Genomic DNA, 12,014 nt, shown 5'->3' with positions numbered 1-12,014 from the left:
GGGATGATCGGTCATGGCCGCGCCTATCGGCGGCATCGTGCCGCATCACAAGGCAGGGACCGGGCAAACTGCTGTAAATCTATGCATTATGCGCTCCGGCCTGTTACCGCGCAGCAACATCGTTACCGAAATATTGCCATTATGGTTCTTGCCCGGCGCTGCGATATGGCCGCGCGGCAACAATCCTGCATATTCCTCCTGCGACGCCGCAAAGGGCGCAAGACAAGGGGAATGAGCAATGCGTGCAACGACGTGGATGATGCGATCGTCGAGCCTGGCGATGATGGCCGGGCTGGCACTGTCGGCGCAGGTCGCCGCCGCGCAGCTGGCGACCGATCCGCAGACGCCGACCGCCCCCGCCGCGACCGAGGCCCCCGCCGAGGACATCGTCGTGACCGGATCACGCATCCGCCGCGACCCGCTCGACCAGCCCTCCCCCGTCGTCACCATCGACGATAGCGCGATCGCGCGCACCGGCCTGTCCTCGATCGCCGACGTGCTGCAGCGGCTGCCGGCCTCGTCGGGCGGGCTCAACTCCAAGTTCAACAGCTCGGGCAATTTCGGCAACCCGCCCGACGGCGGCGGCGTCGGTGCCGGCTCGGCGGTGCTCGACCTGCGCTATCTCGGTGCCAAGCGCACCCTGGTGCTGGTCGACGGGCTGCGCTTCGTCAACGGCGCCTCGGCGAGCGGCATCCCCGCCACCGTCGATCTCAACTCGATCCCCTCGTCGATGATCGAACGCGTCGAAGTGCTGCAATCGGGTGCCTCGCCGCAATATGGTTCGGACGCGATCGCCGGCGTCGTCAACATCATCACCAAACAGAGCCAGAAGGGCTTCAAGGGCTCGGCGCAATACGGCCAGTTCCTCGGCGACAATGACGGCAAGACGCAGGATTACCAGCTCAGCTACGGCGTCGGCGGCGACGACGTCCATGTCGTCGCGGGCGGCTATTACACCAAGCAGGAATCGGTCAGCGCCGCGAACCGCAGCATCTCGCAATTCCCCAACCCCGGCCAGACGAGCTGTGCGGACCCGATCGGCGGCTGTTCCAGCTTCACCCCGCTCGGCCGCTTCCTGGTCAACGGCCAGAACATCACGTTGCGCGGCCCCGTCGCCAGCGGCCGCCCGGTCTACGACCCGACGCTGGCGACCGGCGACTTCAAGGCGTTCACCGCCGCCGACCGCTACAATTTCGCGCCGTTCAACTACTTCCTGACCCCGGTCGAGCGCTTCGGCGGCTTCGTCAACGCCCGCGCGCGCTTCTCCGACGCGATCAACCTCAGCGTCAAGGCGGTCTACAACCGGCGCAATTCGCAGAATCAGGCGGCCTTCCTGCCGCTCGGCATCGGCCCCGACGTCGGCAACGGCAACATGCTCGACGGATTGTCCGTGGATGCCACCAATCCGTACAATCCGTTCGGCGTCACGCTGACCCCCGGCCAGAATTATACCGCGATCTTCCGCCGCCTCGTCGAGGCGGGGCAGCGCACCTACAGCCAGCAGGTCGACACCATGTCGCTGACCGGCACGCTCGACGGCAAGTTCCGGATGTTCGACCGCAACTGGTATTGGGACGTCAATGCGGTGCTCGGCTATAACGACGCCAAGCAGCTGTTCACCGGCAATATCAACGCCGCCCGCCTCGCCCGCGCGATCGGCCCGGTCAGCCAGTGCACCGACGAATGCGTGCCGTTCAACTTCTTCGGCGGTGTCGGCTCGATCACCCCGGCGATGCTCGGCTATATCGGCTTCGACGAGCGCGATCGCAGCCGCCAGACGCTCAACGACTATACCGCCAACCTGTCGGGCGAATTGTTCGATCTGCCCGGTGGCCCGGTCGGCATCGCGGTGGGCTACGAACATCGCTACCAGTTCGGCAGCTTCACCCCCGATCCGATCATCCAGGCGGGCCTGGGCGCCGACATCCCCGCGCAGGCGGCGAGCGGCCGCTTCAACGTCGACGAGGTCTATGGCGAAATCCGCCTGCCGCTGCTGCGTGACCTGCCCGCCATCGCCTCGTTCGAGCTGAACGGCGCGGTCCGCCATTCGAATTATTCGACCTTCGGCAGCAACACGACCTTCAGCGGCGGCGCGTTGTGGAAGCCGTTCAACGACTTGCTGCTGCGCGGCCAATATGCCGAATCGCTGCGCGCACCGTCGATCGGCGAACTCTATGGCGCGCAGTCGCGCTTCGACGCGACGATCGACGATCCCTGCACCAGCGCGGCGGGCGGCCTGTTCCCGTCGAACGCCACGGTGCGCGCCAATTGCGTCGCCAATGGCGTTCCCGCCAGCGGCAGCTATGCCGAACCGTCGGGCCAGTTGCCGGTGCTGACCGGCGGCAACCCCGACCTGCGCCCCGAAACCGCACGTACGTTGCTGTTCGGCGGCGTCTACAGCCCGCGCTGGGCGCGCAACGGCACGCTCTCGGCGCTCAGCCTCGAGGTCAATTATTACGACATCAAGGTCGATGGCGCGATCGCGTCGATCCCGGCGCAGGTGCTGCTCAGCCGCTGCGCCGAGACCGGTGACGCGTTGAGCTGCACCGCGATCCGCCGCGCGCCGAGCGGCATCGTCACCGCGATCAACGGCCTGCTGCTCAACACCGGCGGCGTCCGCACCAAGGGCATCGACGCGACGCTGACCGTCCGGTCGGGCGAGACCGGCGCCGGCCGCTTCGGCCTCTACGTCTCGGGCAATTACCTACTCAAATATGCCGAGCGCACGCCGGCGACGGACGGCTTCACCACCACCGACTATGTCGGCACCGAGCGTGGTTCGCCCGATCAGGCCTATCCGCACTTCAAGGGGCTGGGCACGATCGACTGGACGCTCGGCCCGGTCACCGCGAGCATCACCGCACGCTATATCGACAACGTCCAGGAGATCGCGGCGGAGAACGAGCTGAAGAGCCGGCTGTACGGCGACGCGCAGCTGCAATTCCGCCCGAGCTGGCTCGATGCGAAATTCGCCTTCACCTTCGGCGTCAACAACGTCTTCGACAAGGATCCGCCGGCCTGCTTCAGCTGCAGCCTCAACAATTTCGACCCGACCACCTACGATATCCCCGGTCGCTTCGGCTATCTACGCCTGTCTTACGGTCTGTAACCGTACCGGGCTGCCGATCGGGGGGTCGGCAGCCCGAAAGGTTCGGAACGGAACCGTTCGGTCGACGCTTCTGGTCGTGATCTTTCCGGGAGTAACGATCATGACCGATACCACACGCCGCACCTTCGTGGCGGGGGCAGCGCTGGCTGCCGGCACCGCCGCCACCGCCACTGCTGCCGCCGCCGCCCAGGCCGGCGGCAGCACCGGCGCCACGACGCCCGCCGCCGCCTACCCCAAGCCGCCCTATCCGGTGCAGCGCCAGCCCTGGCCCGGCCTGGCCAGCAAGATGACGCCGCGCCCCGATCATGGCGAGACGAGCTACAAGGGATCGGGCAAGCTCGCCGGCAAGAAGGCGCTGATCACCGGCGGCGACAGCGGCATCGGCCGCGCCGCGGCGATCGCCTACGCCCGCGAAGGCGCCGACGTCGCGATCAACTATCTGCCCGCGGAGGAGCCCGATGCGCGCGAGGTCGTCGCGCTGATCCGGGCGGAGGGCCGCAAGGCGGTCGCCATCCCCGGCGATCTGCGCGACGAACGCTTCTGCCGCAAGCTAGTGCAGCAGGCGGCCGAGCAGCTCGGCGGGCTCGACATCCTCGTCAACAATGCCGCGCGGCAGCAGACCCGCCCCGGCATCGCCGATATCTCCAGCCAGGATTTCGACGATACGATGAAGACCAACGTCTATGCGCCCTTCTGGCTGACCAAGGCGGCGGTCGAGCGGATGGGCGCGGGTGCGGTGATCGTCAACACCTCGTCCGAGCAAGCGGGCAACCCCTCGCCCGACATCGTCGATTATGCGCTGACCCGCGCTGCGGTGCTCAACTTCACCAAAAGCATGGCCAAGCAACTCGCCAGCCGCGGCATCCGCGTCAACGCAGTGGCGCCGGGGCCGTTCTGGACGCCGTTGCAGGTGAGCGGCGGCGCGACGCCCGACAAGCTCAAGAGCTTCGGCGGCGATTCGCCGCTGGCGCGTGCGGGGCAGCCGGCCGAGATCGCCGGCCTCTACGTCGCCGCCGCCGATCCTGCGCTGAGCTATTCGACCGGCCAGATCTTCGGCTCGACCGGCGGCAACGGCCAGCCGGCGTAACCGCCGGGTGGGACGGCAGGCCGGGTCAGGGCATGCCGTCTCCCCCCTTCCGGCACCGTCAGCGATCTGTAACCTGCTTGCGGCAGGATCGTGGCAATCGCAGGTGAAAGGCGGCCCCGGCATGAGCGACGGAAGCAAGCGTCCGGAAAAGGTGCGGCCCGGGCCGGTCGCTTATACCGCGATCGCGATGCTGGTCGTCGCCTGCCTGATTGCGATCGGCGGCATGTATCGGGGCTGGTTCCGCTTCCTGTTCGACCGGTAGCAGGAGCGGGTCGAGGCTCTCCTGTTGCCGCGACGACCGACGCCGGTCAGGGACGGGTCTGGCGGCGGATCGCGCGCAGGTCGATGCCGAGCCGGTTGACGCGATAATAGAAGGTCTTGCGCGGCAGTTTAAGCGCCTGGATTGCGGCGGCGATCTCGCCGTCCGCGGCGGCGATGGCGTCGATAATCGTCGCCCGCTCGAATGCGTCGAGCCGTTCGGGCAGCGACGCGGGTTCGCCGCTGCTCGGCGCGCCGTCGTCGAGGCCGAGGCAGATCCGCTCCGCCGCTTTCTCCAATTCGAGCACGTTGCCCGGCCATGGCCGCGCCGCCAGCCGCATCGCATGATCGGCCAGCGCCGGCACCGCGCAGCGATGGCGCTCGGCGGCGCGCGCGGCGAAATGCGCGAACAGCATCGGAATATCCTCCTTGCGCTCGGACAGCGGCGGCAGGCGCAGCGGCACGCCGGCAAGCAGGTGGAACAAGCCGGGCAGGATGCGGTCGCGCCGCCCCTCCTCCAGCGCGGCGACGATCCGCACGTCGACCGCATGCGGATCGCGCCCGTCGAGCGGCAGCGCGCGCTTCTCGGCGAAATGCGCCAGCCGGTTCTGCAATTCGGGTCCGGCGGCTTCGAGATGGTCGAGGAACAACGTGCCGCGATGCGCACGGTCGATCGGGCCGTTGCGCGCGAACACTTCGCGCTCGACCAGAGCCACCGGCACCGTCGCGCAATCGATGACGAGGAAGCGGTGGCGCGCACGCCGCCCGGCGCGATGCACCAGCCGCGCGAAATGTTCGCGCCCCGTCCCAACCTCGCCCTCGATCACCAGATCGAGCGGCGCATCGGCGAGCAGCGGGATCATGCCGCGCAGCCGCCGGATCGCGAGGCTGTCGCCGATCAGCGCCTCGCCCTGCTGTTCGTCGGCGAGCGCGCGCAGCCGCCGGTTCTCCAGCGTCAGTCCGCGTGCGGTCGCGGCGCGCACCGCCGCCGCGACCAGCGCCTCGGGATCGAACGGCTTGGACAGGAAGTCCCAGGCGCCGTTCCTGATCGCCTCCACCGCCATGCCGATGTCGCCATGGCCGGTGAGCAGCAGCACCGGCAGGTCGGCGTCGCGGCCACGCACCGCGTCCATCAATTCCAGCCCCGACATGCCCGGCATGCGGACGTCGGTGATGAGGATACCGGGAAAGTCGGCGGTGAGTTCGGGCAGCGCGCTGCGCGCGTCGGCGAACGGTCGCACCTCGAAACCGTGCAGCTTGAGCAATTGCGACGCCGCCGCGCGGAGATCCGGCTCGTCGTCGACCAGCGCGACGACCGGTGTCCTGTCGATCGTCGTCATGCCCGCCGCATCCCGATCTCGAACACCGCCCCGCCCGGCGCGGGGAGATGATGCAGCCAGCCGCCGAGGTCGGTCATGATATCCTGCGCGATGACGAGGCCGAGACCGAGACCCGCCGCGCGGCTGGTGTTGAACGGCGTGAACAGCCCGGCGGCGATCGCCGGATCGATGCCCGGCCCGGTATCCGCGACGCGCAGCCGGACGCGGAACTCCTCCTCGACCAGGGTCAGCGTGATGCGCCGCTCGGCGCGGCCGGCGAGTGCGTCGAGCGCGTTCTGGACGAGATTGACCAGCACCTGTTCGAGGCGAACCTTGCCGCCGACCACCATCAGCGCCGGATCGATCGCGGGCCGGTCGAGCACCGCATCCTCGAGCTGTTCGCGCACGATCAGCAGCGCGCCGTCGATCACCTCGGCGAGCGAAACCGGGCGGAGTTCGTCGGTCTGGCGGCGCGAAAAGGCGCGAAGCTGCGCGGTCACCACGCCGACCCGGTCGGCGAGCTGCGCGATCGTGCGGAGATTGGCGCGCACCTCGTCGGGCTCGTCGCGGTCGAGCAGCATGCGGCTGGTTTCGGCATAGGTGCGGATCGCCGCGACCGGCTGCGCAGTCTCGTGCGCGACGCTGGCGGTGATCTGGCCGAGCGACGCGAGCCGGTTGGCCTGGCGCAGCGCCTCGCGCAATTCGGCGCCACGGGCATCGGACAGCGCGCGCTCGGCGGCCTCGCGACGCAGGTCGGCGGTGCGGTCGGCAACCGCCGCTTCCAGCTCGGCGGTGCGGCGACGCGTCGCCAGCACGCGCTGGCGCATGGCCCAGGCGATGACGCCGAGCGCGAGGACGCTCGCCCCCGCCGCCGCCGCGGCGAACAGCCGCGCCGCCGCGACCGCGCGATCGACGGGTCGCATCTGCACCAATTGCCAGCCCGGCTGGCTGACCGGCACCATCTGCGCGACGTAGGACACTCGCGCACCTCCGATCCGCACGCGGCCGTCGCCGAGCGGCACCAGCGCCACCGTGCCGCGCGCCGGCGCCGTTCCCCGCGTCACGGTGGCGAAGCGCCAGCCGGGGCGGCTGGTGACGAGGATGCGCTGCCGGGCGTCCTGCACGAAGCTGATCCCGCCGCTGCGCGCCCAGGCCCGTTCGATCCGGTCGAACTCCAGCTTGATGACGGTGACGCCGCCGGTCGCGGTCCGCGCGGCGAGATACAGGCCGGGGCGCTGGCTGACGCTGCCGATCGCGAAATGGCTGCCCTCGCCGCGGGCTTCCGCCTGCCGGACATAGGGACGGCTATGATAATCGATGCCGACGAAGGCCCGCGGGCTGCGCCAGTTGCTCGCGGCGATCGACCAGCCGTCCGGGCCGACCACGTAGATCGCCGGCGCGCCGGTGACGCGGGCCAGCGCCTCCAGCTTGCGGTTGAGCGCCGGTCGCGCCGCGCCGGTGCCGGCGATCGCCGCCGAAATGTCGCGATCGTTGGCAAGCGTGAGCGGCAGCAGCCGGAAACGGGCGATCTCGCTGTCGAGCAGCGCCGCGCGCAGCCGCGCATCCTGTGTCACCTCGATCTGCTGCTGCGCGATCGTGCGCCGTTGTGCGAGCGCGCCGGCGAGGATCGCGGCGGCGATCGCGAGCAACAGCACGCCCGCCAGCCAGGGCCAGCCGCGGATCAGGGGGCGGAGACTCACGGCCGAATGCCTACCCGCCCGCCTGCCGTGTGGCAAGAAGTTGCACTTTCACCGCAAGGGATGTGTCACTTCTTGCCCTCTACGAACCATTCCCGCACGACAGATCGTCGCTAAATCATTGTTTATGCTCGATTATACCGAAGTGTCATTTTCTGCGCGGGCCGCATCCGCGGGTCGGGCACAAGCGGGTCGATACGGTCGCATGGCTCCGCCGGAGCGATGCGGCATCGGCCGCCCGGATTCGCCGGTCGCGGCCGTGGACACGCCCCGCTGCGATCCGCGTCCTGCCGCGACGTCGTACCGCAAGCGGCTGCAGAAGGATCATGCGATGCACTCCGACCCCCGCGAGCTGGCCCCGGCCGCCGACACGTCGACTTTCCCGGCTGCCGCCGTCACCCGCCGCGGGCTGATCGGCGCGGTCGCCGCCGCGGGGGGCGCCTCGCTGCTGCCGGCGGCGGCGCGTGCGCAGGCGCGCAGCGAGCAGAGCGTCGACGTGCTGCTGATCGGCGGCGGCATCATGAGCGCGACGCTCGGCGTGCTGCTGCGCCAGCTCGAACCGACGTGGACGATCGAGATGGTCGAGCGGCTCGACCGCGCCGCCGGCGAGAGTTCCGACGGCTGGAACAACGCCGGCACCGGCCATTCGGCGCTGTGCGAGCTCAACTATACGCCGGTCAACGCCGCCGATGGCCGCGTCGAGATCGCCAAGGCGATCGAGATCAACGAGCAATGGCAGATCACCCGCCAGTTCCTCAGCCACCAGCTCCGCGCCGGCGTGCTCAGCGACCCCCGCGCCTTCATCAACTCGACGCCGCACATGAATCTGGTGTGGGGCCGCGAGAACGTCGAATTCCTGCGCAAGCGGCATGCGGCGCTCGGCGCCAGCCCGTTGTTCTCGGGGATGGAGTTCACCACCGATCCGCATCAGATCGGCCAATGGGTGCCGCTGATGATGGAGGGGCGCAGCGGTGGCCTGCCGCTGGCGGCGACGCGCTCGCCGCTCGGCACCGATTGCGACTGGGGCGAGGTGACGCGGCAATATATCACGTCGCTCAGCCGCCAGCCGGGCGTGACGCTGACCAGCGGCCACGAGGTGCGCAAGCTCGAACGCAATGCGGACAAGAGCTGGCGCGTCACCGCCGAGGCGACCAACGGCGGCGGCAAAAGGATCATCAACGCGCGCTTCGTCTTCGCCGGCGCCGGTGGCGGTGCGCTGCCGATCCTGCAGGCCTCGGGGATTCCCGAAGCCGACAATTACGCCGGTTTCCCGGTCGGCGGCTCGTTCCTCGTCTCCGAAAAGCCCGAGATCGCCGACCGCCATCTCGCCAAGGTCTATGGCAAGGCCGCGGTCGGCTCGCCGCCGATGTCGGTGCCGCATCTCGACACGCGCTATTTCGACAAGCGCCGCGCCTTGCTGTTCGGGCCGTTCGCCACCTTCTCGACCAAGTTCCTCAAGCACGGCTCGTATTTCGACCTGCCGGCGTCGGTGACGCTCGACAATTTCCGCCCGATGATGGCGGTCGGCTGGGACAATTTCGACCTCGTCGAATATCTCGCCGGCCAGTTGATGATGTCCGACGAGGACCGGCTGAAGGCGCTGCGCGAATATCTGCCCGGTGCGCGCGCGGAAGACTGGAAGCTGTGGCAGGCCGGCCAGCGCGTGCAGATCATCAAGCGCGATCCCGAGAAGGGCGGCGTGCTCAAGCTGGGGACGGAGATCGTCGCTTCGAAGGACGGCTCGATCGCGGCGCTGCTCGGCGCGTCGCCGGGGGCGTCGACCGCGCCGGCGATCATGCTGAACCTGCTCAAGACGGTCTTCCCCAAGCGGCTCGCGACCCCGGCGTGGCAGGACGGCCTGCGCAAGATCGTGCCGTCCTACGGGATCGCGCTCAACGATCATCCCGACCTGCTCGCGCAGGAATGGGCGCAGACCAGCGACGCGCTGCAACTGACGACGCCGCCGCCCGCGGTCCATGTCGCCACCCGGCCGCGCCCCGCCGCTACCCGCGTCAAGGCCGACCGCCACCCCGATCTGGCGCTGTAACCGCCCGCCGCTCGAGCCCCCTATCGCTACCCCGCGGGATCGCCTAAGCCGGGCCATCCCCGGGGGGCCGCTGACGCGCGGCTGAGAAATGGGCAGCAGCCCATGACCCGCTGAACCTGATCCGGGTGATACCGGCGTAGGGAGGGTCTGCGGTGCGCCGTCGTTCCTCCGATGAAGTGGATGCGAACGATTCCGGCTCTTGTTTCCCGTTTCGACATGCGACCCGCGCGATCCTGGCTCGCGCTGGGGGTGCCGGTGCTGCTGCTCGCGGCACCCGCCGCGGCGCAGACCGCCGAACCCGCCGAGATCCGCGTCGTCGGCCATCCCGATCCCGCCGGGCTGCTGCCCGACCAACAGGCGCCGAAGAGCCAGAGCGCGATCTCGGCCGACTTCATCGTCAAACAGGCGCCGACGCTCAACGCCTTCCAGCTCGTCACCTTGCTGCCCGGCGCCAATGTCGCGTCGAGCGATCCCTATGGCCTGTCGACGAGTTCCAGCCTGACGCTGCGCGGGCTGGGGCAGGACGAGATCGGCGTGCTGATGGAAGGCGCGCCGCAAAACGACATCGGCTATTACTACGCCTATCCGTCACAGTTCGCCGACCCCGGCAACCTCCGGCGGATATCGATCGCACAGGGGTCGGTCGACATCGACTCGCCGACGCTGGGCGGTGCCGGCGGATTGCTGTCGCTGGCGCTCGACGATCCCAGGGCGCGGGCGGGCGGCCTCGTCGATCTGTCGCTCGGCAGCTATGCGGCGCGGCGCGGCTTCGTGCGGATCGACAGCGGGACGATCGGCGGCACCGGGCTCAAGGCCTTCCTGTCCTATTCCAACACGCGTGCGGACAATTGGCGCGGCGCCGGCTTCGACACGCGCCAGCATATCGACGCGAAGCTGCTCAACGAATGGGGCGCGGGCAATCGCGCCAGCCTCGCGCTGTCGTTCAACGACGCCAATTCGTCGAGCTACCCCAGCCCGACGCTCGCCGAATGGCAGGCGCAGGGCCGCGGCTTCAACTACGCCAGTCGCTACACGCCGGGCGCCACCGATTACTGGCGGCTCTATCGCGCGCCGTTCCGCAATCTCTACGCCTCGGCGCCGGTGCATCTCGAGCTCGGCGAGCGCCTGACGTTCGACAGCACCAGTTATGCGCAATTCGGCTACGGCAATTCGCCTTATGGCACGCAGCTCACCACCACCGGCAATTTCCTCGGCACCGAGGAGCTGGCGCAGCCGATCGCGCTGCCCGGCGCAGTCGACGGCGTCGCGACGGTGCTCGGCAATTATACCGGCGACCAGTTCCGCGGCGGCAGCGTCGCCAAGCTGACGCTGCAGGCCGGCAGCCACCGGATCACCGCCGGGCTGTGGTTCGATTACGGCACCGATCGCGTCACCCAATCCTATACCAGCATCGATGCCGATGGTCGGCCGACCGACCGCTGGGGCTATCGCGCCAAAGCGATCCGCACCGCCGACGGCCGCCTGCTCGCTTACGAGAACCAGCGCACCGTCACCGTCACCAAGAGCTTTTTCCTCGCTGACAGCATCGCCGTCGCGCCGCGGCTGACGGTCGACGTCGGGTTCAAGGGCGTCGACGTGCTGCGCAACGGCCGCAACTATCTGCCCGGACCGCAGGACAAGGTGCGGATCGACAGTTTCGCCGCGCTGCCGCGCGCCGCGATCCATTACCGGCTCGACGACCGGCAACAGCTCTTCGCCAACGTCACCACCAACTTCCGCACGCCCAACGAATTCACGCTGTACAACAGCTATGCCGGCGGGGCGCTGGTCGTGCAGGGCAGCAACGCGCTCAAGAACGAATATTCGGTGTCGGAAGAGCTCGGCTATCGCTTCATCGGCGAAGCGGTCTCGGCCTCGGTGACGGGCTTCCACTATAAATTCCGCAACCGCCAGCTCGCGACGGTGGTCGATCAGGGCGGCGCGCAGGTCAATGCGACGCTCAACGCCGGCGGACAGACCTCTTATGGCGTCGATGCCGAGATCGACTATCGCCCGGTCGCCGCGGTCAGCCTCTATGTGTCGGGCGAATATCTGCACGCGCGGCTCGACGACGATCTGCCGGTCGGCGGCGACCTGCTGCCGACGCGCGGCCGGCATGCGGTGTCGAGCCCGACGGTGCAATTCGGCGCGGGCGGCACCTATGACGACGGTCGCGTCTTCGGCAGCATCGCGTCGAAATATCTCGGCCGGCAATATGCCACCTTCACGAACGACGAGCGCATCAAGGGCTATGCGACGCTCGACCTGTCGATCGGCGTGCATCTGGCCGAGTGGCTCGACGGCAAGCGCACCGACCTGCGCGTCAACGCGATCAACGTCACCGATCCGCACGTGCTCGCCGGCGTCCAGGCGGTGACGAGCAACGCGCAGGACACCATCGGCCGCAACGGCACCGTCATCGCCGGTCAGGCACCCGCTTATTATATCGGCAGCGGCGCCGCGGTGATGGCGACCCTCTCGCGCGCGTTCTGAGGCG

The 12,014-nt window shown here is 68.8% G+C and carries 7 protein-coding genes and 1 riboswitch; of the genes, 5 read left to right on the top strand and 2 right to left on the bottom strand.

From position 1 onward, the window contains the following. The first annotated feature begins 238 nt into the window (after nucleotides 1-238). The 3 genes from AC07UH_RS13555 to AC07UH_RS13545 all read left to right on the top strand — a co-directional run bounded on the left by AC07UH_RS13555 (nucleotide 239) and on the right by AC07UH_RS13545 (nucleotide 4,458). Nucleotides 239-3,109 carry a TonB-dependent receptor domain-containing protein gene (locus tag AC07UH_RS13555; RefSeq protein WP_495181554.1) on the top strand — a complete coding sequence of 957 codons (2,871 nt, stop codon included), beginning with the start codon at nucleotides 239-241 and terminating at the stop codon, nucleotides 3,107-3,109. A 100-nt stretch (nucleotides 3,110-3,209) separates the two neighbouring features. Beyond that, nucleotides 3,210-4,196 (top strand): SDR family oxidoreductase, encoded by a 987-nt coding sequence (locus AC07UH_RS13550; RefSeq protein ID WP_495181553.1) that lies wholly within the window; start codon nucleotides 3,210-3,212, stop codon nucleotides 4,194-4,196. Nucleotides 4,197-4,317: 121 nt separating this feature from the next. Next, nucleotides 4,318-4,458: a hypothetical protein gene (locus AC07UH_RS13545; protein ID WP_495181552.1), complete on the top strand. Its 141-nt coding sequence runs from the start codon at nucleotides 4,318-4,320 to the stop codon at nucleotides 4,456-4,458. A 46-nt stretch (nucleotides 4,459-4,504) separates the two neighbouring features. Here AC07UH_RS13545 and AC07UH_RS13540 read toward each other — a convergent pair whose 3' ends face one another. Together AC07UH_RS13540 and AC07UH_RS13535 are read right to left on the bottom strand one after the other, a co-directional pair. Then, on the bottom strand, nucleotides 4,505-5,794 hold the full coding sequence (locus tag AC07UH_RS13540; protein WP_495181551.1) for a sigma-54-dependent transcriptional regulator: 1,290 nt from the start codon (nucleotides 5,792-5,794) through the stop codon (nucleotides 4,505-4,507). Next, entirely contained in the window at nucleotides 5,791-7,473 is a 1,683-nt protein-coding gene (locus tag AC07UH_RS13535) for a sensor histidine kinase (RefSeq protein ID WP_495181550.1), read from the bottom strand. Before AC07UH_RS13535 ends, AC07UH_RS13540 begins: the two co-directional genes overlap by 4 nt. Before the next feature lie 328 nt (nucleotides 7,474-7,801). On the opposite strand from AC07UH_RS13535, the gene mqo reads away from it, so the two are divergent. Beyond that, nucleotides 7,802-9,517 carry a malate dehydrogenase (quinone) gene (mqo, locus tag AC07UH_RS13530; RefSeq protein ID WP_495181549.1) on the top strand — a complete coding sequence of 572 codons (1,716 nt, stop codon included), beginning with the start codon at nucleotides 7,802-7,804 and terminating at the stop codon, nucleotides 9,515-9,517. A 50-nt stretch (nucleotides 9,518-9,567) separates the two neighbouring features. After that, a riboswitch (TPP riboswitch) is annotated at nucleotides 9,568-9,677 on the top strand. A 56-nt stretch (nucleotides 9,678-9,733) separates the two neighbouring features. Continuing rightward, entirely contained in the window at nucleotides 9,734-12,010 is a 2,277-nt protein-coding gene (locus AC07UH_RS13525) for a TonB-dependent receptor (RefSeq protein WP_495181548.1), read from the top strand. Nucleotides 12,011-12,014 lie beyond the last annotated feature (4 nt).

It is taken from the genome of Sphingomonas sp. GW821-FHT04B01 (assembly GCF_059420425.1).
Note: the sequence above shows the minus strand (reverse complement) of the source record. Positions and strands in the feature narration are given on the sequence as shown.